At 44.6% G+C, this 21,068-nt stretch carries 24 protein-coding genes; 3 read left to right on the forward strand and 21 right to left on the reverse strand.

Annotation, left to right across the window (positions count from 1 at the left end):
* The first annotated feature begins 153 nt into the window (after window positions 1-153).
* The 3 genes from ACL6C3_RS10295 to ACL6C3_RS10305 all read left to right on the forward strand — a co-directional run bounded on the left by ACL6C3_RS10295 (window position 154) and on the right by ACL6C3_RS10305 (window position 2,235).
* Window positions 154-675 (forward strand): photosystem I assembly protein Ycf3, encoded by a 522-nt coding sequence (locus tag ACL6C3_RS10295; protein WP_413167077.1) that lies wholly within the window; start codon window positions 154-156, stop codon window positions 673-675.
* A 104-nt stretch (window positions 676-779) separates the two neighbouring features.
* Window positions 780-1,070: an Asp-tRNA(Asn)/Glu-tRNA(Gln) amidotransferase subunit GatC gene (gene gatC, locus ACL6C3_RS10300; RefSeq protein WP_413167078.1), complete on the forward strand. Its 291-nt coding sequence runs from the start codon at window positions 780-782 to the stop codon at window positions 1,068-1,070.
* 394 nt (window positions 1,071-1,464) lie between these two features.
* Complete coding sequence (locus ACL6C3_RS10305) at window positions 1,465-2,235, forward strand: class I SAM-dependent methyltransferase (protein WP_413167079.1); 771 nt, start codon at window positions 1,465-1,467, stop codon at window positions 2,233-2,235.
* Between the two features lie 8 nt (window positions 2,236-2,243).
* Here the strand turns inward: ACL6C3_RS10305 and modB are convergent, their stop codons facing one another.
* The 21 genes from modB to nifU form a co-directional block, all read right to left on the reverse strand.
* Complete coding sequence (gene modB, locus ACL6C3_RS10310; protein WP_413167080.1) at window positions 2,244-4,148, reverse strand: molybdate ABC transporter permease subunit; 1,905 nt, start codon at window positions 4,146-4,148, stop codon at window positions 2,244-2,246.
* A 61-nt stretch (window positions 4,149-4,209) separates the two neighbouring features.
* Window positions 4,210-5,028, reverse strand: coding sequence for a molybdate ABC transporter substrate-binding protein (gene modA, locus ACL6C3_RS10315; protein ID WP_413167081.1), 819 nt, complete (start codon window positions 5,026-5,028; stop codon window positions 4,210-4,212).
* 52 nt (window positions 5,029-5,080) lie between these two features.
* Window positions 5,081-5,908 carry a molybdate ABC transporter substrate-binding protein gene (gene modA / locus ACL6C3_RS10320; RefSeq protein WP_413167082.1) on the reverse strand — a complete coding sequence of 276 codons (828 nt, stop codon included), beginning with the start codon at window positions 5,906-5,908 and terminating at the stop codon, window positions 5,081-5,083.
* A gap of 502 nt (window positions 5,909-6,410) precedes the next feature.
* On the reverse strand, window positions 6,411-6,629 hold the full coding sequence (locus tag ACL6C3_RS10325; RefSeq protein ID WP_413167083.1) for a hypothetical protein: 219 nt from the start codon (window positions 6,627-6,629) through the stop codon (window positions 6,411-6,413).
* Window positions 6,630-6,657: 28 nt separating this feature from the next.
* Window positions 6,658-7,017 (reverse strand): hypothetical protein, encoded by a 360-nt coding sequence (locus tag ACL6C3_RS10330; RefSeq protein ID WP_413167084.1) that lies wholly within the window; start codon window positions 7,015-7,017, stop codon window positions 6,658-6,660.
* Window positions 7,014-7,391 carry a hypothetical protein gene (locus tag ACL6C3_RS10335; RefSeq protein WP_413167085.1) on the reverse strand — a complete coding sequence of 126 codons (378 nt, stop codon included), beginning with the start codon at window positions 7,389-7,391 and terminating at the stop codon, window positions 7,014-7,016. Before ACL6C3_RS10335 ends, ACL6C3_RS10330 begins: the two co-directional genes overlap by 4 nt.
* A gap of 259 nt (window positions 7,392-7,650) precedes the next feature.
* A complete protein-coding gene (locus ACL6C3_RS10340) occupies window positions 7,651-7,965 on the reverse strand; it encodes a 2Fe-2S iron-sulfur cluster-binding protein (RefSeq protein ID WP_413167086.1) in 315 nt (104 codons plus the stop codon).
* A gap of 88 nt (window positions 7,966-8,053) precedes the next feature.
* Window positions 8,054-8,422 carry an iron-sulfur cluster assembly accessory protein gene (locus ACL6C3_RS10345; RefSeq protein ID WP_413167087.1) on the reverse strand — a complete coding sequence of 123 codons (369 nt, stop codon included), beginning with the start codon at window positions 8,420-8,422 and terminating at the stop codon, window positions 8,054-8,056.
* A 40-nt stretch (window positions 8,423-8,462) separates the two neighbouring features.
* Complete coding sequence (locus ACL6C3_RS10350) at window positions 8,463-9,275, reverse strand: HesA/MoeB/ThiF family protein (RefSeq protein WP_413167088.1); 813 nt, start codon at window positions 9,273-9,275, stop codon at window positions 8,463-8,465.
* Window positions 9,276-9,280: 5 nt separating this feature from the next.
* Window positions 9,281-9,619, reverse strand: a complete 339-nt coding sequence (gene nifW / locus ACL6C3_RS10355; protein ID WP_413167089.1) for a nitrogenase-stabilizing/protective protein NifW — start codon at window positions 9,617-9,619, stop codon at window positions 9,281-9,283.
* Complete coding sequence (locus ACL6C3_RS10360; RefSeq protein WP_413167090.1) at window positions 9,616-9,849, reverse strand: CCE_0567 family metalloprotein; 234 nt, start codon at window positions 9,847-9,849, stop codon at window positions 9,616-9,618. Before ACL6C3_RS10360 ends, nifW begins: the two co-directional genes overlap by 4 nt.
* A 73-nt stretch (window positions 9,850-9,922) precedes the next feature.
* Window positions 9,923-10,402 carry a NifX-associated nitrogen fixation protein gene (locus ACL6C3_RS10365; protein ID WP_413167091.1) on the reverse strand — a complete coding sequence of 160 codons (480 nt, stop codon included), beginning with the start codon at window positions 10,400-10,402 and terminating at the stop codon, window positions 9,923-9,925.
* Between the two features lie 279 nt (window positions 10,403-10,681).
* Window positions 10,682-11,095: a nitrogen fixation protein NifX gene (gene nifX, locus ACL6C3_RS10370; protein ID WP_413167092.1), complete on the reverse strand. Its 414-nt coding sequence runs from the start codon at window positions 11,093-11,095 to the stop codon at window positions 10,682-10,684.
* A gap of 12 nt (window positions 11,096-11,107) precedes the next feature.
* Window positions 11,108-11,593 (reverse strand): DUF269 domain-containing protein, encoded by a 486-nt coding sequence (locus ACL6C3_RS10375; RefSeq protein WP_413167093.1) that lies wholly within the window; start codon window positions 11,591-11,593, stop codon window positions 11,108-11,110.
* A 160-nt stretch (window positions 11,594-11,753) separates the two neighbouring features.
* Window positions 11,754-13,109: a nitrogenase iron-molybdenum cofactor biosynthesis protein NifN gene (gene nifN / locus ACL6C3_RS10380; protein WP_413167094.1), complete on the reverse strand. Its 1,356-nt coding sequence runs from the start codon at window positions 13,107-13,109 to the stop codon at window positions 11,754-11,756.
* On the reverse strand, window positions 13,106-14,623 hold the full coding sequence (nifE, locus tag ACL6C3_RS10385; RefSeq protein WP_413167095.1) for a nitrogenase iron-molybdenum cofactor biosynthesis protein NifE: 1,518 nt from the start codon (window positions 14,621-14,623) through the stop codon (window positions 13,106-13,108). Before nifE ends, nifN begins: the two co-directional genes overlap by 4 nt.
* Before the next feature lie 87 nt (window positions 14,624-14,710).
* Window positions 14,711-14,788 (reverse strand): Mo-dependent nitrogenase C-terminal domain-containing protein, encoded by a 78-nt coding sequence (locus ACL6C3_RS10390; protein ID WP_413168293.1) that lies wholly within the window; start codon window positions 14,786-14,788, stop codon window positions 14,711-14,713.
* Window positions 14,789-15,306: 518 nt separating this feature from the next.
* Complete coding sequence (nifK, locus tag ACL6C3_RS10395) at window positions 15,307-16,842, reverse strand: nitrogenase molybdenum-iron protein subunit beta (protein WP_413167096.1); 1,536 nt, start codon at window positions 16,840-16,842, stop codon at window positions 15,307-15,309.
* Between the two features lie 138 nt (window positions 16,843-16,980).
* Window positions 16,981-18,417 (reverse strand): nitrogenase molybdenum-iron protein alpha chain, encoded by a 1,437-nt coding sequence (gene nifD / locus ACL6C3_RS10400; RefSeq protein ID WP_413167097.1) that lies wholly within the window; start codon window positions 18,415-18,417, stop codon window positions 16,981-16,983.
* Between the two features lie 181 nt (window positions 18,418-18,598).
* On the reverse strand, window positions 18,599-19,498 hold the full coding sequence (gene nifH / locus ACL6C3_RS10405) for a nitrogenase iron protein (protein WP_413167098.1): 900 nt from the start codon (window positions 19,496-19,498) through the stop codon (window positions 18,599-18,601).
* 615 nt (window positions 19,499-20,113) lie between these two features.
* Entirely contained in the window at window positions 20,114-21,010 is an 897-nt protein-coding gene (gene nifU, locus ACL6C3_RS10410) for a Fe-S cluster assembly protein NifU (protein ID WP_413167099.1), read from the reverse strand.
* Window positions 21,011-21,068: the final 58 nt, after the last annotated feature.

Raw genomic sequence — 21,068 nt, forward strand, 5'->3', positions numbered from 1 at the left:
AGGTAACATAGAGAACAGGCTGTTTTAACGGCTCAAGTACAAACTCAAGGGTAATTGAGGGCAAATTTAGGATAAATTAACCAATGGGTTCAATTTGTACTGAGTTCACCCTCGCCTGCTCGCTCAACTCTCAAGCACTGGAGATTTAACCAAATGCCGAGATCCCAACGTAACGACAACTTTATCGATAAAACTTTTACGGTGATGGCGGATATTATCCTTAAAATTCTGCCAACTAACCAAAAATCTAAAGAAGCTTTCGCCTATTATCGTGATGGAATGTCCGCCCAAGGTGACGGCGAATATGCAGAGGCTTTGGATAACTATTATGAAGCCTTAAAACTCGAAGATGACCCGAATGATCGCAGTTACATCCTTTATAATATTGCCTTAATTCATACCAGTAATGGCGAACATGATAAGGCGTTAGACTATTATCATCAGGCGCTCGATCTTAATCCGAGAATGCCGCAAACTTTGAATAATATTGCGGTGATTTATCATTATCGGGCAGAAAGATTAAAAGAGGCGGGAGATGAGGATCAAGCCGAAGAATATTATCGTCAAGCTGCCGAACATTGGATACAAGCGATTCGTCTGGCTCCCAATAATTATATTGAGGCTCAAAACTGGTTGAAAACTACGGGAAGATCGAATCTTGATGTGTACTTCTAAGTTGGATTTTTTGAGGTCAGTGACTTTTAATTCTGTACAATTTTTGCAGTCAGCACTGACTATTTTCGCTTTGATTACTGACTATTTTCTATCTGTATTTAACAATGATTGATCGCGAACAAGTCCGCAAAGTAGCTCATTTAGCTCGGTTGCAAATCACGCCCGAGGAAGAAGAAAAGTTTACCTCGGAGTTGGGCGGAATTTTAGAATATTTTGAACAGCTTAAAGAACTCGATACCGAAAATATTCAGCCAACAACTCGGGCGATTGATGTGAGTAATATTAGCCGAGCCGATGCGTTAAAACCCTATGAAAATCGAGATTCTCTGTTAGGAAGTGCGCCGGAGTCTGATGGGGATTATTTTAAAGTTCCCAAGATTTTAAAAGAAGAATAAAGTTGAGGCGGGTTCGGTTCAGTTATCAGTTTGACAGCGAACAGCGCGAAGTGCGGTCTTAGGGTTTCCCCAAGTGGAGCGCGAACTCGCGACTTGGCGGTTTCCGTCGAGAGCGAAGTTCGTAAGAGAGCAACTTCGCAAGAGAGTGAGCGGTGTTTTCTGGGGTCAGTTATCAGTTAGATTTAAACTTCTGCACTTCTGAATTTATACTGTTCGCTGTTCATACCATTTCTTTCTAATCATACAACTTTTTCTGTTCGCGTAGCGTGCCGTCAGGCATCCCCCCCAGGGGATTGGGGGTTGGGGGGATCAATTAGATCCAGCTTCATAAAGAATTGGTATCACAAGCATCTACTTTCTGACTTGTCAATTGCTCTTTTTTTAGGATAATTGTATGAGTTCTGCATTGGATTATGAAAAGATAGCCCATCTGTATGATTCTTACTTACGTTTTACAGATGATTTGCCTTTTTTTATTCAAGAATGCCAGAAAACAAAAGGTTCTGTACTAGAATTAATGTGCGGAACTGGGCGAATTTCTATTCCTCTTTTAGAAGCAGGTGTTCATTTAACCTGTGTGGATGCTTCCCCCGCAATGTTGGCGATTTTTCGTCAAAAACTAACCGAAAAAAGGCTGAACGCTTCGGTTATACAAGCCGGTGTTACGGCGTTAAAATTCTCCTCACAGTTTGATTTAATCCTGTTACCGTTTCAGAGTTTTCACGAACTCAAATCAAAAACTGAACAACGACAATTTATTGATAAAATTGCAGAATTACTAAATCCTAACGGACGGTTTATCTGCACTTTACATAATCCAGAAGTTCGGCTAAAATCGATAGGTAAAACCGCCACAAATTACGGCCAATTTCCGCGAGTTGATGGGGCGGGTTTTGTTAGTTTATCCGTTGAGTTGAACGCTCAACCGGAAACGGGGATGGTGAGCGGATATCAAACCATTTACGAACTCGATGAAGCCCAGAATAAAGTCGCCGAACATAAACTTCCGGTTCAATTTTCACTCATCGAACTTGATGCTTTTCAAGAACTTTTAAAGTTAACAGGTTTTGGAATAGAGGAGGTTTTTGGAAATTATGATTATTCTCCCTTTATTCGGGAAACCAGTCCCTATATGATTGTTTCCAGTTGCAAGTTAAATGATTAAAAGGAAAATCAACTCTGAATTTCCATCATTTTACTATTGTTTTCTTGAGTTTCAAGAGAATAAAATTGTTGAGTTGTTGGACGAAGTAAAATTAACCGTTCCGGCGCCAGATGAACAAACCAGGGAAACGGACGCTCTTTTAATTTTGCCCATTTTTCCTTAAAAACTTCCGCCTGTAAATGATAATCTGTGGGGCTATTTGGGGGTTGATGTAGTTTCAAATAAAGCGTCATTCGGTGTTGAGTTTCGCTCGTCATCGCCAACCAACAGGGGAAAGTATTGGGATGATTTTTATCTTCTGGAAAGCTAAATTGATGGGCGCGAAAGCCGATATGAGAAAGGGTTTCTGGAATAGGTTCAACGGTTTGTAAAATACATCCCCAGTCTAAAGCCTCAATTTGAGATTGACTTTGAGGTTTATTCGCAGCAATAGCAGGAGAGAAGTTTTTACATCCGGTTAATTCTGCAACTCGTACAACAGAAGGATGTTCAAAGATGTCTTGTTTGTTTCCTTCGGCGATAATTTTACCCCCATCAATAACTAACAAATTTTCACAAACGCGATAGGCTTCTTCTAAGTTGTGCGTGACAAATAATGTAACCCCTTCGTGTTCATCTATCGTGGAAGTCAGAAGTTTTTCGAGTTGATCGCGCAGATGAGTATCCAAAGCAGAAAGGGGTTCATCAAGTAATAACGCTTCCGGTTCACTCGCTAACGCCCTCGCTAACGCCACCCGTTGCTGTTGACCTCCCGAAAGTTCGCGAGGATAGCGATCGCCCATACCCCCCAACTGAACCGAAACAAGCTGTTGTTCAACTCGTTGTTTAATCATTCGAGATGATAACCCTTTGGGTAAACCAAACGCAATATTTTCAGCAATAGTTAAATGGGGAAATAGAGCATAATTTTGGAATAAATAGCCGATATTTCGCTCACAACTCGGTAAATTAATTTTGCGTTCGGAGTCATAAAGTACCCGTCCGTTGAGGATAATTTGACCGCGATCCGGTGTTTCTAAACCCGCAATACACCGCAAAATAAAGCTTTTTCCCGCACCCGAACCGCCCAACAATCCTAACGGTTTTTCGTCGGTACTAAACGACACATCTAAAACAAAATTTTGCAGTTTCTTTTGGATATTAACAATTAATTGCGGTTGGGAAGTTTCGTTAGAACTTGGCAAGGAATTCGAGCGAGAATTTAAAGAACGATGCTTTAATTGTTTTCCTTTTACTTTCCTTCCCGAACTCGCTTCTTCCGACCAATTGACAGCAGTAATAATTCCCAAAGAAATCAATAAAATCACAATAACCCAGGCAAAAGCCTCATCCATTCTGCCGCCTTCTGCCGCAAAAAAGATAGCAACGGGGATGGTTTGAGTGCGTCCGGGAATACTTCCTGCTAACATTAAAGTTGCCCCAAATTCACCCAAAGAACGGGCAAAAGCCAGCATTGTTCCTGAGAATAATCCCGGTTTAGCCAAAGGAAGCATAACCCGTAAAAAAATCGTCAATTCAGAAGCGCCTAAGGTTCTCGCACAAGCTAATAGACTGCTATCAATTTGTTTGAATGCACCCAAAGCCGTTTTATACATCAACGGAAAGGCGACAACGGTTGCAGCAATAACGGTTGCATACCAGGTAAAAATTACCGAAAAATTAACCGTTGCTAGCAGTTTTCCTAATGGGCCGTATCTGCCAAATAAAACTAATAGGAGAAAACCGACAACGGTAGGCGGTAATACAAGAGGAGCGGTTAAAATGCCATCAATTAAACCTTTGCCTTTGCCGTGATAACCGAACATTAAACGGGCGGCAAGTGTGCCTAAAAAGAAAGTAATAATTGTGGCAATAATTGCGGCTCGAAAGGAAATCCAAGCGGGAGAAAGATCGGAAAAAACTTCTTCAAACATTAATCTAGTGATAGGGTTTTCAAACTTATTAAAATCTTACTTTTAGACTTGACCACCTCAACTAATTTGCCAATCCAAAACCGTAGCGTTCAAATACAGATTTGGCAGTGTTACTGGATAAAAAGCTAATAAATCCTTTGGCTGCTTCTGGGTTTTTGCTATCTTTAATAACAGCAACCGGATAGATAATGGGAGAGTGAGAACCGGCGGGCGCTGTGGCGACAATAGACACTTGATCGGAGATTTTGGCATCGGTTGTATAAACCATTCCCGCATCAACATTTCCCCCTTCAACGTAGGTTAAAACTTGACGAACATCTTTCGCAAAAACCAATTTTTGCTGAAGTTTATCGTACATATTCATAGACGTTAGAACTTCTTTAGCATATCTTCCCGCCGGAACACTTTCCGGTTCACCAATGGCAACTTTACCGACTTGACCATTCGTTAAGTCTTGAAAAGTTTTGACGCTTGAATTTCCCCTTTTCGGAACGACTAAAACAATCCCGTTATTCAATAAATCTTTGCGAGTTCCTGATAGTAACAAGCCTTTTTGTTCTAATTCGTTCATTTGTCGGGGAGCGGCAGAAATAAACACATCAACGGGTGCGCCTTGTTCTATTTGTTGTTGCAAAGAACCGGAAGAAGCAAAATTATAAGTTAATTTAACACTGGAATTCTGTTGTTGATAAACGGGTTGAATTGCTTTCATTACGTCGGTTAAACTGGCAGCAGCCGAGACAATCATTTCAGTTTGGGCGGCTTGGGCAACCGGAGAAAATCCCCAGTTAATTTGATTAAAAACGGGGGGAATCAGGGTTAAAATTAAAGCAAAGAAAAAACAGACAATCCCGCCTATTTTTTGGTTTAACTTAAACATTTATTTGTTCCTCTCTTAATTCTTTTAAAATTCATCCAGTTTTCAAGAAAATCTATTTTTCAAGAATCCCAAATCCGTATTGTTCAAACACGGCTTTGGCTTGTTCGCCGGAAAGAAATTGAATAAAATCTTTTGAAACTTCCGGGTTTTTACTGCTTTGAATCACTGCAACTGGATAAATAATCGGAGAATGAGACTCTGCGGGTGCAGTTGCCACGATTTCCACTTGGTCAGAGATTTTGGCGTCGGAACTGTAAACAATTCCCGCATCAACATTCCCGCTTTCAACGTAAGTTAAAACTTGACGGACATCTTTGGCATAAACTTCTTTGGGTTGTAGGGTTTCGAGAAGATTTAGGGATGTTAATACTTCTTGAGCGTATTTTCCGGCCGGAACACTTTCGGGTTCACCGACTGCTATTTTTTCGACTTGCTCTGTGGTTAAATCCTCAAAAGTTTTAACGGTATTTTCGCCTTTGGGAACGATTAAAACCATATCATTTTTAAGTAAATCTTGGCGTGTTCCCGATAACAAAAGTTGTTTTTCTTCTAAGGCGTTCATCTGTTTGGGAGCGGCAGAAATAAACACATCAACGGGTGCGCCTTGTTCGATTTGTTGTTGCAAAGAACCCGAAGAAGCAAGATTATAAGTTAGTTTAACTTGGGGGTTTTCTTGTTCGTAAATGGGTTGAATGGCGTTCATCGCATCGGTGAGACTGGCGGCGGCTGAAACGGTTAATTCGGTTTGTTGGGTTGAACTGACGGGGGAAGCGGTTTGTTGAGGTTCTGTGGTTTCGGGAGTGGTTTGGCTACAACCAACCGCTAACAGTAGCGACAGGACAAAGCCACAGGCTAGGTTAAGGATGCGACGACGGTTCATCAGGTTGCTAGTTTTTTTGACACTTGTACAAAATACTTGACATCCTAACTGAAAAAATTTGGCAATTTTGTATTTTATGATACATAAACTTGATGAAAAACCCGGTTTCTCTGAGAAACCGGGTTTTTAGGGGTTTGCAGTTCCCTAAAAACTGGTGAGGTGTAAACAGGGACGGGTTTACAATAGTTGTTTTTAGGAAATATACATCAATTCAGAACCCGCCCCTACTGGTGAGGCGGTGACGGCTGAGGTGTAAACAGGGACGGGTTTACATGAGTTTTCTCTAGGAAATATACATCAATTTAGAACCCGCCCCTACTGGTGAGGCGGTGACTCTAAAAAATATTCTTTTCAAACCGTTAATTAGGCTACGGAAGCTTTAAAGGGAGTTGATGTATTTTGATAGTAGAGTTCAAATCCTATTTTTCAATCCTCAAAATAGAACTCCGTGTCCATAATCTGAACACGGAGTCTACTTCAATGGAAAATAGCAAAGGTGAAGTTAAGGTTTAAGTGTGATCTGGTAGAGGCGCTGACAGAGGGCAAGAAGAACTAAAGAAATCAGAAGTTTTATTGAGAATGGAGCTAATAAAAACCCCCAACCCAGAATCACACCTCCCGATAAAATCAGCAAAATATGATGAATTTCATCGGAGTCAACAAACTTCACCAAAAAAGTGCCAAGGACAGCGATTAATAAACACAAATAAAGAACAATCACGATAAATAACCTAACTCCAATTTCAAGGTTAGTTAGTCAGAAAATGATGTTGAGTTGCAACCCAATACAACTCCAACCAAAATCGAGGATTGTCCTTTTTAAGTTTGGACATGGGGTCGCGAACGAGGCGGGTTGCATTAATACAAACCACCTCAATTAACCCCATATTTTCAGAAATATCCTTGAATGCGTGTTGTTGAGCCTGCAATTCTCGTCTTCTTTCTTGAGGATAATAAATCCCCAGATAGTAGAATTGTCGGCCCGAACGTTCGAGATAGCATTCAAGGATTTTAACGTGACAGAACTCTAAAACCTTTCCGGCTTCAGGATAGTAATTCTCGACAAGATGAACAAACTCTTGAACGAGATAGTCTCGACTAATCATCATAGGCGTTGATAAGTAAGCCAACTTGGTCTTACATAGGGTAAACACCAAACTTTAGTGCAAGGAGTTTTCAGCTTCTTACATTTGTTTTCAAATGTATTAAATCGATGCTGATAATCCTCATGTTTGGAGACATCATCAGGAGTTTTAACCGTACTCACCGGGCAAAATTCCTGAATTTCTTTACAATATTGTGGCGGAAAATTGGAGATTTTGATGGTACGATGATTCTTGAGTGCAAGTTCTTCCTCTAACTCTTGATCGACCAGAAACTCACTATAGTTAGCCAAGTCGTCCAAGCCTAAGATATTCATCCAAATTTCGGTTGTGACCCAAAAGCCAGCCTTAATAAAGAATTTTTTCCATCGAATTTCCATTGACCCTAACCTTCTCGTTACAAAATCCGATCTCCTTCACTCGGCTGACTGGTACCCTGATTCAATCAGTTATCATGTGATTTCAGAGAAGTTGGCACTGAACCGACATTTTCGAGTGAAGAAAGAACGGAATTTACTCAACTTGACCTGCATTGAAATTAATCCGAACTAAATTCAGATATGAGATAACTGTTGGAAGTCATAGTCGTGGGTAATCACTACAACTTCCAACTGCTGTTTCATCTTTTACTCGCCAATCTTAGACGAGATAAGCTTCTTGATGAGTTCTAATTGTACAATTAGAACGAGGATAAGCTACACACAGCAGAACATATCCTTTGCCCATTTGTTCATCATCCAAGAAGCTTTGATCTTCTTGATCGATCTCACCTTCTTCGATGCGACCAACACAGCTAGAACAAGCACCAGAACGACAGGAGGAAGGTAAATCGATACCAGCTTCTTCAGCCGCATCCCAGATATAAGTATCTTCTGCAACATCAATGGTCACATCCATTTCTGGCGGCTTTTTCTTTTTACCTTTGATCAGACGAACTTGGTAAGTTGCAGTCATAATAATACTCTCCGCAAATAATGAATTCGTTGACAAATTTAGCCGTTCAAGAGCAATAAAATACCCTTGAACCTGGCGAACTTAAACCCTAGCTACAAGACGCAGCAGAAGGGGTACAGTCACCCGCAGCAAAGGATTTACCACAGCCGCAGGTTTCAGTCGCATTCGGGTTCTTAAAAACAAACCCGCTTTGCGTCAAGCTTTCAACAAAGTCAATCACAACCCCGTTCAAAAGTGGCGCACTTTTGGGATCGATATAAATATGAACTTTGTCCTGCTCGAACACGAGATCATCTGGTTTGGGGTTGTTGGTTATATCCAATGAATATTCGTAACCATTACAACCGCCATCAATAACACCCAGACGAATACCTTTTTGAGTTGCAGTGCTGTCCGCACTACCCCGTATAAAAGTTCTTAGCCGAAAAGCCGCTTTTTCTGTCAAAATAACAGTCATCCCAATCTCCTGAACAGTGATGAGGGGAAATTTGTTGAGGTTAGCTCGCCAACTTCTCTAAAGTTGGGTATAAAAGCTCGCGAGCCGATCTCATCTGATGCGATTTACCTTGACCACAAATTTGACAATTTGGATCGTGGTAAGGGCGAAGTTTGCTAAATTTAGCGTTCCCTAAGTCCATCGTTAGGAGTCGTCCTTCGAGCGTTTCTCCTAACCCCGTGATCAGCTTGACCGCTTCCAAAGCCGTCAAACAAGCAAGCGTTCCAGAAACCGCACCCAAAACACCAAATCCCCAACGATCCCAATTCGGTTTTTCAGGAAAGATGCACGACAGACAGGGAGTTTGACGGGGGATAATCGTGGTCAGGTAAGCCTCCATCCCGCTCATCGCCGCTTCGATCATCGGTTTATTCCACAAGACGCAAGCGGCGTTGAGTAAATCCCGTTCGTCAAAGTTGTGAGCGCAACTCAGGGCGATATCAGAGCGTTTGACCAACCCATCGACATTATCGGAGGTAATGAATTCGGGAATCGCCTCAATTTCGACATCGGGATTGATTTGAGAAAGGGTTTCTTTCGCCTTGAGTACCCTCGGTTGACCCACCCAATCGTGGGTCATCAAGATTTGACGGTTCATGTCATCGAGGCGCAAGTCTCCTCCCCGGACCAGGATTAATTTGCCAATCCCGGCAACCGCGAGGTACAGTGCTACCGTTCCCCCCAATCCACCCACGCCTGAAACCAGAGCAGTTGAGGCTTTGAGTTTGGCTTGTCCAGCTTCTCCGAAACCGGGAAGTTGCATTTGCCGCCGATAACGTTCGAGTTCTGTTGGTGTCAGTTCTAATCCGCCCATGATGTTTATGACTCAGTACCGATGTCTTTGGTTAATACAACGTTTTTGGGTGCGTCTTTGAAGACTTTAAAGAGTTTGGTTTCTAGCGGGCTAGAGGTCTTAAAGACTTCATAAGCTTCCTCTAGAGCGAGTTTGTATTTGTCTAGTTTTTCGGCTTCGCTGAGATCGGGAAATGCTTTGTCAATTTCTGTAATTAACAGCGAGAATTGCTTTAAAATGTGAAGGCGATTGACATTGACAAAGGTTTGATCGTAGGGCAACTCAAAGAAGATAAAATATTCTTCGGCATCTCTGAGTTGCTTGAATTCGGCGAAGCTTTTGGGTGTCGAAGTTGTAGTGGTCATTTGAGTTGAGCCTCCCAGGTTTTGAGTTGTTTTTTGAGATCCGAAAGTTCACGAAAGATTTCGTAAGTTTTAGCCGCTTCTTCTGGCAGTTTTTCAAAATCGGTCGGTAAACCTTCTGCCAGATCGTGCAGGTCCATTTTGCTTTGACCCGCTTTGCTATTGAGGCGTTTGATTTTGCTTTTCAATTCCTCAACAGCTTCAGGAGTTGGAATTTCTTGGGTTTGAGTCATTGAATCTAGAGAATATCTTCAGTTACTCAGCGCTACAAGAAACAGGATCGTTTCCGTTTTCAGGTGAGGTTATTTAAGCTTTAGCCGCATCTGAAAAACGCCGACAGCAATCAAGACCGGACTTGACCAGTTTTTCGCCTTGGGTTGCTAATTTTTCCAAGGAATCAAAACCATAACGTTGAGCGTCCCGTAGCGTGCGGTTCACCACAATTAACCGGCCCGTCCAAACCAGCGCCCAGCCAAACCCTTCGTGACTTAAATCAATCACCACTTGGCATAAGTGTCCGGTTTCGGTTTCGACACAAGTCGCCACCGCTCGATAGAAACACAGAATCCGCAGTCGGGTCGCCGGATCGACTTCTCCCTCGACTGAAATTGAGCGTTTCTTTTCTTTGCTGACAATAAACGGAGAGAGAACCAATTCATCAGACCAACTGCGATAGACACCGTAGTGATCTTGAGCGCGAATTTGTTGGACTAAAGCCTGTAAAAAGGGGTTGGATTCAACTATATTCGAGCCGCTTTTTGGAACTGCTGTTTGTGTTGAACTCATGGTGGGTTTGTTCGTTGTTACTAGATTAGGCAAGTTTGGAGACATCCGTACATGAATGTCTATTTTTGTCTGAACTGGGCATCAAGTTTCAACGGATCGGAAGCGAAAAAACGGATTGCCTTGTTCGGCTTGATGCTCGGTTTTATTCTTGTAATTAGAATCAACCTAATCCGTTTTTTATTCCCCAGGAATTAACCTCAAACTCCTAGAATTAACTCGATCCGCTTCCTAACAGATCTAGACAATTGTCAGCAAGGTTGAATACTCCGATCCAGAGATTTATTCGTCGTCGTCTTCAAATCCGGCGTAAGCGAATTTCTCTTCTTCTTGCTGAATGACTTTCCGCAACCAGGGCGGCGGATTGCCATTGAGGGTTTTGACTAATTTATCGAGAATTGCCAAAATTTCCTCTTCCTCTGATTGGGCTTTAACGGGCGTTATTTTTTTACGAATTAAACGCGCCGCCGCACTGCCCCCAATTGCCGAAACATATACAAGAGTACAATCCGATAAAGCCTCGATTTTGGGGACTAGTTTATCCTCGTTCCCATCTTCTTTTAGATTATCATCAAACTCCAGAGTATTCAAATAATTATAACCCTGTTTTGAGACTTCATAAACATCAATTTTTTGCGCCCAACCAAAATGAGCATTGATGTGTATTCGATCCTGAGTCGTGAAAGCAACTTTCATCACATATCTCCTTTAGCTTGCTCTTTTCAACGGAACAGAAAGCCCGAGTATGGGAAAGTCAAAATATTCTCTCGCCCGTTCCAAAGCCTCTTCAATTACCCGTTCACCAACCTCTCCCAGGTGTTCTACCGATTCAAAACGAAAGCGATTCGCATCCCGTAAGAATTCAGAAATCACCAACAGGCGACCACAAAAAACCAAAATCCAGCCGACATCATCCTGACCGAGATTCATAAACACCTCAGCCATTTGACCCGTTTCTTGCTCAAGCCGAGACGCAACCGCCCGATAAAAAGCCGAAATCTTTTGTAGGCTCGGGATATCGTTATCCCCCCCTAAAGTTGAATGACCAATTAAAGATTTCACCAACAATTCATCGGATAAATCCTGATAGGCGATCCGCGTATCTTGAAGCCGAACTTGGGCAACGATCTCTCTGACAAAATAGGAACTGTACAGAGAAGGATTTGAGTAGGAAATCGTGGTCTGAGGAATCATAGTTCTAAGTCTTCCGATTCAGTGTAGGAGGTGAATGATTCGTAATTCTTGTCAGAAACATTGGAGAGAATATAGACTTAATTCAGTCAATTCGGTCGGGGGTTTGTAATTAAAATTCTACCGAATTAAAAGCCCTTTATTTCGGCTTTTAACAATCATTTTAGGATTCTTCAGCTTCGATAAATAGATTGCCCAAATCCATCAAAAACTGAATCGTTCCTCGATAACCAACCAGGCATCGATGACCATTTCCAAAACGGTCAAAAATGGGATAACCCATGCGATAGAGCGGAATATTTTGACGTTCGGCGATTGCTCTCCCGTGAGAATTTGCAATCAACAAGTCTGACCCAACCGCCAAATTTTCAAAATCTTCTAAATCCCCAATCGTTACCGTTTCAACCGGTAAATTTTCCAGAAGTGGAGATTTCGTCGTCGTCACCGCCGCCTGAATTTCCGCACCCATTTCGTGCAGTAACCAACTGGTTTGATACAACAAATCCGGTTCTAAAGCCAAAGAAATCCGCTTGCGACCAAAATAGAAATGCGTATCCAACATGGCATCCTGCAACTGACGCCGCTGACGATTAAACTTCTCCGGCACCTCATAGGGCTGAACAAAATGAGCATCCTGGCGAGAATGAACAATCTTCGACAGCCTCAACACCAAGCGATCCATCGCCTGCAAACCGTTCAAGCGGGGAAACACTTCATAATTGGTGCCGTACTTCTGCTTCAACACCTCCGCCGCCTTCCGCATACTTTCGCCGAGTGCGATCGTAAAAGAAGATTCTCCCAGACGGCGCAAATCCTCCAACGTCGTCCCCCCAGTCGTCACACTGTTGAACCCATCATCGAGATGTCCATCCATCGATCCCGACAAATCCGGTACCATCACAGGCGTCAACCCAAAGGCTTCGACAATCGCCTTCACTTCTTCCACATCACCCGGACCGAGGAGCGAACCCGCCAAAATTGTCACCCTCGCCTTGCAATCGTGATCGCAATTGGGTATAATTTCCTCGGATTCCACCATCGCCCCGTAATAGGTGGAAACAATCTGCTCAACGGTAGCCGCATAACCATCTTGCATCGCCCCCTTGTAGTCGGGAGTCGAAACCGAGATAATCGGCAGCCAGTCTAACTCGGGATGTTGATTGCGGAAGGTTTTCAGGATGCGCTGCATATCATCCCCGCGAGTTTCCGTTAACCCGGTTGTCAACAAACCGATCACATCCGGTTTAGCTTTCTCAACCAAAGTTAAAATCGCAGTCGAAACATTATCCTCACCGCCCAAGATTGTACTGACTTCCGTCATCGCCGTCGTAGACAGAGGAATCGCTTCTCGGAAGTGACGCACTAAAATCACCTTCGCAAAAGCCGTACAACCCTGAGAACCGTGAAAGAGTGGAATCATCCCCTTTAGCCCGAGAAAAGCCAAAGACGCGCCCAAAGGAGAACTTAACTTCAAAGGATTAACCGCCGCCGCCTTTTTCGGCTGAGTAATCATCGTCATCTTAAACACCCCCCATCGAGAGCGATCACTTCTTTTTCACTGTTGGCTATCTCTTGCTCACTGTCCACCATTTCCTGTTCCCCGTTCCCTGTTCCCTGCTCACTGGTAACTGTAAAACTGGTGACTGATGAAGGTTCCCCAATTCCCGCTTCCCAAGGCGCAGGCTGACGGAGTTGTTCCCAAATCGGAGAATAAAGCGCCTCTTCAAGTTCTTTAGCCATCTCAACCATCCCGTCATAACCCGCATAAGCATGATGGCGTTCTTGGTTAATATCAAGGAAAGGAACCCGAGCCTTCAAAGCCGTATACTGGTTACGACCTCCCGCAACCAACATATCCGCCTTAGTTTGCTCAATCACCTTCAGCAATTCTTGGGGACTTCCCTTTTCAATCATGATCCCGTCTTTACCCAACAAGGTTTTGATCCGAGCCTTATCTTCCTCGGTGCTTTTCTTGGTGCTGGTCGCCATCACCTCAATCCCCAAATCCTTCGCCGCCGAGATAATCGACCAACTCTTAACACCCCCGGTATAAAGAACAATCCGCTTACCTTTCAGTCGGGCGCGATAAGGTGCCAATTTTTGATCCAAAGCCGCCGTTTCCGATGCGATCAACTTTTCAACCCGCTGCTTCAACTCGGCATCGCCCAACTTGTCGGCAATATTTCGCAGACAATGGTTCATGTCTTCGATACCGTAGAAAGACTCCTCGATGTAAGGAATGCCGTATTTTTCCTCCATCTTTCGCGCCATATTGATCAACGCTTTCGAGCAGATCATCACGTTCAACTTGGCACGGTGAGCGTAAGAAACCTCTCGGTAGCGAGCATCTCCGGTAATTTTTGACAGTACCCGAATACCCACCTTTTCCAACAACGGGAGAACATTCCACATTTCCCCGGCGACATTGTACTCACCAATGAGATTAATATCGTAAGGTGTGGTATAATCCGGTTCAGACGTACCGACCACATGATCGAGCAACGCTTCTCCGGCCAGTCGGTTCCCCAGATTTTTGCTACCCACGAATCCCGCCGCATGAACCGGAATCACGGGTGTACCGTATTTTTGAGCGGCCGCAGCACAAACCGCATCGAGATCGTCACCAATCAAAGCCGTCACGCAGGTCGAATACACAAACACAGCGGCCGGTTGATGCTGTTTAACGATTTGAGCGATCGCCTGATAGAGTCGCTTTTCACCGCCAAAAATGATATCGTTTTCCGATAAATCGGTAGTAAACCCAGTTTTGTAGGTCACGGGACCCGAAGAAAGACTTCCCCGACTTCCCCAGGAATTTCCTGAACAAGCAATGGGGCCATGAACTAGGTGAGCCGCATCGGTAATCGGTACCAGTGCAATAGAAGCACCGTCAAAAGCACAACCCCCTTGAGCCGCTCCAGGTTGGGCTTGTTGTTTACAGGCTTTTTTATTCGGTTGTCCGGCGTGAGAATGATTGTGTTCGCAACCTGGCTCGTTGACCAGTTCGGTGATTTTGCCTCGGGTAAGTTTCATGGCGGGGCGGTGTAAGTGGTCAGTCAGAGAAAAGGTATTGAGTCCGGCGGGGCGCGAATCTGTTGCGATCGCGGAGTTGATTAATAATCAACAAATATACTTAGAGATATCTTCGCCACACTCCGAAGCAAGGTAGCTCAAAGCCCGAAAACGCGATCGCGACAAACTCGTTATAAAGCGGATTCAATTCGCACTTCGGGCGTTCGGGTGAAACAGTTTGCGTGCCTTTGAGAGCAACCCAAGCGATCAAACGGACAATCACAGGGAATCAGTCGGCACAACAGATGAGCTCATTGCAGCGCTTTTGACTTCGATGCGATCGACCATTCGGCGCAGGGGAGCCAAGCTTTTCCCGTTCGGGTTGGGGGCGAGATACGGGAGCCGGATGGGAATGGGGGTGGGAGTGGGTGATTGTCATAACAAAGACCAGTGTTTTCAGTTATCAGTGACCAATTATCAGTGACCAGTATTTTCAGTTATCAGTTCTTCTGTTATCTGACACCTGAGACCTGACACCTATTGACTGTTCACTGGTGTTGCAGCGCGGTCTTGGGGGTTTCCCCCATGAGCGCGAACTCGCGACTTGGCGGTTTCCGTCGAGAGCGAAGTTCGCAAGAGAGCGACTGCTCAACCCGAAGGGTCACTGGTCACTGGTCACTGTAAATGAGCCTCTACCCCTTGATTTAGCGAACCAAGTCGAAGGAAATATCGGTCTTGGAGGGGATGTTGGTGTTGTAGTCTAGGTCTTCAAAGATGGTATTCACAATCCAGTTAAGCAGGTTAATTGCACCCGAGTAACCGATTGTGGAATAGCGGTGGAGGTGATGACGATCAAAGATCGGATAACCAATGCGAACCAACGGAGTTTTGGTATCACGCCACAGGTACTTACCGTAGGAATTTCCAATGAAGAAATCAACGGGTTCAGTAAACAGCAGTGAGCGTAAATGCCACAGGTCTTTGCCGCCCCAAACAGTACCTTGTTGACCGTGAGGACTAGAAGCCAGCAGTGCTTTCGCTTCTTCTTCAAATTGGTTGTTACTGTTGGTCACCAGAATGTGAACCGGTTCAATACCGAGTTCCAGCATGAACTGCAACATTCCCATCACTAAATCGGGGTCGCCGTAGATAGCCGCACGCTTACCATGAACCCAAGCTTGAGAATCAGTCATGGCGTCAACCGCACGACCCCGCTCGAATTCGAGTTCTTCCGGAATCGGTTTGCCAGTCACTTCCGACAACTGCATCAAGAACTCATCAGTTCCGCGAACGCCCCAAGGACGAGCAACGGCGGTCTTTTGCTTCCATTTCTTCTCGATATATTTCCGAGTTTGAACAGTCGGATAAGCTTGCAGGGCAAAGGTAAATTCAGCGTTGATCGAATCTGCCCCATCTTCTAGAGTTGTACCGCCTTGGTACATCTTGAATTCACCGGTGTTCGGAGAATCGAGATAGAGTTCGTTGTCAGCCAAGATAGTGGCATCAATATCCATCACTTTCAGGATATTTTTCAGTTCCCGCAGGTTGCCCATGTAGGTTTCAAACCCGGGAATGATGTTGATTTTGCCGTTGGTGGTTTCTTTCTTCTTACCTTCGGTGAGGTTAGACAGAATGCTCTTGAGCATATTGTCATAACCTGTAACGTGAGAACCCACAAAGCTCGGAGTATGAGCAAACGGAACCGGTAACTCAGCCGGGATAACTCCATCGGTCTTGGCGTGTCCGATGAAGGAACCCAAGTCATCTCCAATTACCTCTGCCATACAGGTGGTGCAGACGGCAATCATTTTCGGATTGTAGAGGGCGTAGGAGTTTTGTAGACCGTCAACCATGTTCTTCAGACCGCCGAAGACCGCAGCATCTTCGGTCATGGAGCTAGAAACGGCGCTGAAGGGTTCTTTGAAGTGACGGGTAAAGTGAGTCCGGAAGTAGGCCACACAACCTTGAGAACCGTGTACAAAAGGCAGTGTACCTTCAAAACCAACGGCCGCTAAAATCGCACCTAAAGGCTGACAAGCTTTTGCGGGGTTGATGGTCAGGGCTTCACGATTGAAGTTCTTTTCGCGGTATTCCCAGGATTTCGTCCACTCTGCTATTTTTTCAACTTCTTCAGCAGAGGGCATACCTTCGGCATCACGCTTGCGAGCGAATAGCTCTTGGTATTCGGGTTGGTGAAATAACTCAACGTGGTCTTTGATGTTCTCGACGTTCTGAGACATGATATTACTCTCCGTATCTGGGGATTTTACTTGAACTCAATAGGGGTTAGGTTTTAGGGGGTTAGGAGTTAGGGTTTAGGTTTGAGGGGGTTAAAGCATCGACCCACTGCCCAATTCCCAACTCCCAATTCCTGACTCTTATTTTTTCCAGGGAGCGCCAATTAAGCCCCAGGTCGGACTGTTGAGTGCTAAGTCCATGTCACGGGCGAAGATAGCGAACCCGTCATAACCGTGGTAGGGACCAGAGTAATCCCAAGAGTGCATTTGACGGAAGGGTAAGCCCATTTTCTGGAAGACGTACTTCTCTTTAACGCCTGCTGCAACCAGGTCGGGTTTGAGTCCTTCTGCAAATTTCTCGAACTCATATCCGGTTACGTCATCATAGATTACGGTTGCATCTTTGACGTAGTGGGTTGTCCGTTTGTAGTCGTCGTTGTGAGCAAATTCATAGCCTGTACCGACGATTTCCATTCCCAGGTCTTGGAAAGCGGGAACAACGTGGCGAGGACGTAAGCCACCAACCATCAGCATCACTTTCTGACCTTCAAGGCGAGGACGATATTTAGCGATTACATCGTCAGCTTGCTTCTGGTATTGAGCAATTACACGCTCTGCACCTTCTTTGATTTTGTCATCGAAGTTTGCAGCAATGGCTCGCAGAGATTCAGCAATTTTGGTCGGACCGAAGAAGTTGTATTCAAACCAGGGAATACCGTACTTCTCTTCCATGTGACGGCTGATGTAGTTCATCGACCGGTAGCAGTGGATGAGGTTCATTTTGACTTTGGGAGTCATTTTCATCTCATGGAGCGTACCGTCTCCGGACCACTGAGCCACAATCCGCAATCCCATTTCTTCTAACAGGATACGGCTTGCCCAGGCGTCTCCACCGATGTTGTAGTCACCGATGATGGCTACATCATAGGGGGTGGACTCAAATTCTGCGTTTTCGGCGTCGGCTTGGGGGAATACCCAGTCACGAATGATGTCGTTGGCGATGTGGTGTCCTAAGGACTGGGAAACACCCCGGAAGCCTTCGCAACGAACGGGAGCAACGGTTTTACCGATTTCTTTAGATGCTTTACGAGCAACGGCTTCAATGTCGTCTCCGATTAATCCAATCGGACATTCTGACTGAACACTAACACCACCATTGAGGGGGAAGAGTTCTTCGATTTCTTCGATAATTTTGGTGAGTTTCTTGTCACCACCGAACACGATGTCGCGTTCTTGGAAGTCGGAGGTGAAGTTCATGGTACCGAAGGTGTCAACACCTGTGGTACCGATGTAGTAGTTGCGACGACCTGACCAGGAATAATAACCGCAACCGACAGGACCATGAGAAATGTGTACCATGTCCTTGATCGGACCCCAAACCACCCCTTTGGAACCTGCATAGGCACAACCGCGAGCGGTCATTACACCGGGAAGGGATTTGACGTTGGATTTTACGCCGCAATCTGTCTTACCTTCTTCATGGACGTTAAGGTGCTTTTCCCGTTTTTTCTTGGCTTTCTCGGGATAGGCTTCTAGAACGTCCTTAATTAACTGTTTGTTTTCCTCTACAGTTGACATGGTGTTCCTCTGTTGTTGGTGATTAGCGATTTTTGGTAACGGACTTTCCTGCTTCTGTAAGTATTAGAGATTTTTCGGTTTTACAGTTCAGTTAATCCGTGTGCGGGCGGGGCTGACAGTGAACAGTTTTCAGTTTTCAGTTATTACTGGTCACTGGTCACTGTTCACTGTTTACTGTTACTTACTTGCGGGTATTGGTTGCTTTAAGAGATTCTTGCTCTTTAGCATCCGCTTCGATAACTTTCTTGTACTCTTCTTCGGAACCGAGCAGACCGTAGTTGATCAGCAGTTCTTCGAGAGTGTCGTTGTCGATGGGGGTCGGGATGGTCAGTTTGGTGTTTTCTTCGACCTTCTTCGCCAGTGTGCGATATTCTGCTGCTTGTTCGTGGTCGGGAGAATATTGAATAACGGTCATCCGACGCAGTTCTGCTTCTTGTACCTGCTTGGAACGAGGTACGAAGTGAATCATTTGGGTGTTTAACCGTTCTGCCAATTCTTCAATCAGGTCAACTTCACGGTTAACGTTACGGCTGTTACAGATTAAGCCACCTAAGCGTACTCCACCTGTATGAGCATATTTCAGAATGCCTCGGGCGATGTTGTTGGCCGCGTACATTGCCATCATTTCCCCGGAGGTTACGATGTAGATTTCTTGGGCTTTTCCTTCACGGATAGGCATCGCGAAACCACCGCATACAACGTCACCTAGTACGTCGTAGGATACGAAGTCTAGATCTTCGTAAGCACCTTCTTCTTCGAGGAAGTTGATGGAGGTGATAATACCACGACCCGCGCATCCAACTCCAGGCTCGGGACCACCGGATTCTACGCACTTGATGCCTTCAAATCCTTCGAGCAGTACATCTTCGAGTTCTAAGTCTTCTACAGAACCCCGCTCTGCGGCTAAGTGCAGAACTGTGACCTGAGCTTTACAGTTGAGGATCAAACGGGTAGAGTCAGCTTTCGGGTCACAACCAACAATCATAATGCGATTGCCGTTTTGCGCCATTCCCGCCAGGGTGTTCTGAGAAGTAGTGGACTTACCGATACCGCCTTTTCCGTAAAATGCAATTTGTCGCATGGTGTGTTTCTCGCTTTAACTCGACTTAAGTTTGACAGGATCGAAAACGAATTCATCGGAAATTCACCGGATTCTACAAGCCTTAATCTGAGTTGAGATTAATGGCTTTATTAGAGTTCTAGATTGCTGACCGTGATTTCGTTTTTGTAGCTAGACTTTAGAACTGAATGCTTGAGAACGGATTCAAGATTTCGGTGTTGATCCTATATAGGATTTTACTCCGGTTAAATCTTGAGTTTCTGTTGCAAATGTAACTAAAATCTTGAGAGAGATGCACAATTAAAATGTGCTTTTTGCTTGAGTTGAGTAATCGGTAATGAACCGATTGGGGGTTGAAAGGAGGAGTCTGACTTTGGTCTGAGGATTGGGTGGAAATTTTGTTAATTTCTATGAACTTCAAGAAATTACATTCCTTACGAAATCCTTAAACTTAGTGCCGACTCTATCATCGAACCTCCCGGCTGAGAAAGCGACGCTTCGGGCGGCGATCGCTCTCGCCTTTTATCATCATTAAGTAGATACATCAAGGTATAAACCCTAAGAATTTACAATTGCAGAGAAGTCTTAAATTAAAGTAAAATTTCTTCAATTTCAAACTTCTGGGTGTAAACTAAATCAAACCGATTCAACAATAATGTTGGGTGAAACTTGTTGGCGCAATGTGCCTTCTATCGCAATCTTCAACGTTTCGGTACTGCTGGCACAACTGCTACAAGCCCCTTTGAGAATAACTTTGACGTTATCGCCATCTACATCAAACAGTTCTACACTGCCGCCATCTTGAGCTAAAACGGGCTTGATTTGTTCGGTAATAATCTGCTGAATCAAAGTAATTTTTTGCAGATTGGTGAGAACTTTCGGCGGGGCCAAAGTCGCCGTAGCCGAGGCAGCTTGAGAAGCAGAACTTGACGAAATTCCGGCAATTCTCGCTTCGGAAACTTCAATCAAAATATCATCAATATCCGCCAAACAAGACCCGCAACCGCCGCCAGCTTTCACGTAGTTTGTCACTTGTTCCGCCGTCTCCAAATTATTCTCTAAAATAATCCGGCGAATCCGGGGTTCACTAATCCCAAAACAAGAACAAACTAAACGACCGTCATCTTCTTCGTGGGTTTCAATCGGAATCCCTTTGTAAGTATAAATCGCCGCTTCTAACGCTTCCTGTCCCATCACAGAACAGTGCATTTTTTCTTCAGGTAATCCACCCAAATATTCAGCGATTTGACGGTTCGTTAACTGCATGGCTTCTTCAACCTTTTTACCCTTCAGTAATTCAGTTAAAGCCTCAGAAGAAGCGATCGCACTGGCACAACCAAACGTTTGAAATCGAGCATCAGTAATCGTTTGTGTTGCTTCATCAATTTTGAGGTGAAGACGGAGAGCATCCCCACAGGCGATACTACCCACTTCTCCAGTAACAACCTTTTCGCCTTCAGTCGTATCAGTAATGGTTCCTTGATTGCGGGGATTTTGGAAATATTCCATTACTTTTTCGGTGTAGTCCCACATGGCAACCTCTTGTACAGTAATCAGTTATCAGTTATGCAGTGAGAAGGCAAGAGGCAAG

Source organism: Capilliphycus salinus ALCB114379, assembly GCF_047276495.1.
GTDB lineage: Bacteria > Cyanobacteriota > Cyanobacteriia > Cyanobacteriales > Microcoleaceae > Capilliphycus > Capilliphycus salinus.

Coding starts and splice junctions, on each gene's coding strand:
- ACL6C3_RS10295 (WP_413167077.1), top strand. CDS start 154: ATGCCGAGATCCCAACGTAACGACAACTTTATCGATAAAACTTTTACG.
- gatC (WP_413167078.1), top strand. CDS start 780: ATGATTGATCGCGAACAAGTCCGCAAAGTAGCTCATTTAGCTCGGTTG.
- ACL6C3_RS10305 (WP_413167079.1), top strand. CDS start 1,465: ATGAGTTCTGCATTGGATTATGAAAAGATAGCCCATCTGTATGATTCT.
- modB (WP_413167080.1), bottom strand. CDS start 4,148: ATGTTTGAAGAAGTTTTTTCCGATCTTTCTCCCGCTTGGATTTCCTTT.
- modA (WP_413167081.1), bottom strand. CDS start 5,028: ATGTTTAAGTTAAACCAAAAAATAGGCGGGATTGTCTGTTTTTTCTTT.
- modA (WP_413167082.1), bottom strand. CDS start 5,908: ATGAACCGTCGTCGCATCCTTAACCTAGCCTGTGGCTTTGTCCTGTCG.
- ACL6C3_RS10330 (WP_413167084.1), bottom strand. CDS start 7,017: ATGATGATTAGTCGAGACTATCTCGTTCAAGAGTTTGTTCATCTTGTC.
- ACL6C3_RS10335 (WP_413167085.1), bottom strand. CDS start 7,391: ATGGAAATTCGATGGAAAAAATTCTTTATTAAGGCTGGCTTTTGGGTC.
- ACL6C3_RS10340 (WP_413167086.1), bottom strand. CDS start 7,965: ATGACTGCAACTTACCAAGTTCGTCTGATCAAAGGTAAAAAGAAAAAG.
- ACL6C3_RS10345 (WP_413167087.1), bottom strand. CDS start 8,422: ATGACTGTTATTTTGACAGAAAAAGCGGCTTTTCGGCTAAGAACTTTT.
- ACL6C3_RS10350 (WP_413167088.1), bottom strand. CDS start 9,275: ATGGGCGGATTAGAACTGACACCAACAGAACTCGAACGTTATCGGCGG.
- nifW (WP_413167089.1), bottom strand. CDS start 9,619: ATGACCACTACAACTTCGACACCCAAAAGCTTCGCCGAATTCAAGCAA.
- ACL6C3_RS10360 (WP_413167090.1), bottom strand. CDS start 9,849: ATGACTCAAACCCAAGAAATTCCAACTCCTGAAGCTGTTGAGGAATTG.
- ACL6C3_RS10365 (WP_413167091.1), bottom strand. CDS start 10,402: ATGAGTTCAACACAAACAGCAGTTCCAAAAAGCGGCTCGAATATAGTT.
- nifX (WP_413167092.1), bottom strand. CDS start 11,095: ATGAAAGTTGCTTTCACGACTCAGGATCGAATACACATCAATGCTCAT.
- ACL6C3_RS10375 (WP_413167093.1), bottom strand. CDS start 11,593: ATGATTCCTCAGACCACGATTTCCTACTCAAATCCTTCTCTGTACAGT.
- nifN (WP_413167094.1), bottom strand. CDS start 13,109: ATGACGATGATTACTCAGCCGAAAAAGGCGGCGGCGGTTAATCCTTTG.
- nifE (WP_413167095.1), bottom strand. CDS start 14,623: ATGAAACTTACCCGAGGCAAAATCACCGAACTGGTCAACGAGCCAGGT.
- nifK (WP_413167096.1), bottom strand. CDS start 16,842: ATGTCTCAGAACGTCGAGAACATCAAAGACCACGTTGAGTTATTTCAC.
- nifD (WP_413167097.1), bottom strand. CDS start 18,417: ATGTCAACTGTAGAGGAAAACAAACAGTTAATTAAGGACGTTCTAGAA.
- nifH (WP_413167098.1), bottom strand. CDS start 19,498: ATGCGACAAATTGCATTTTACGGAAAAGGCGGTATCGGTAAGTCCACT.
- nifU (WP_413167099.1), bottom strand. CDS start 21,010: ATGTGGGACTACACCGAAAAAGTAATGGAATATTTCCAAAATCCCCGC.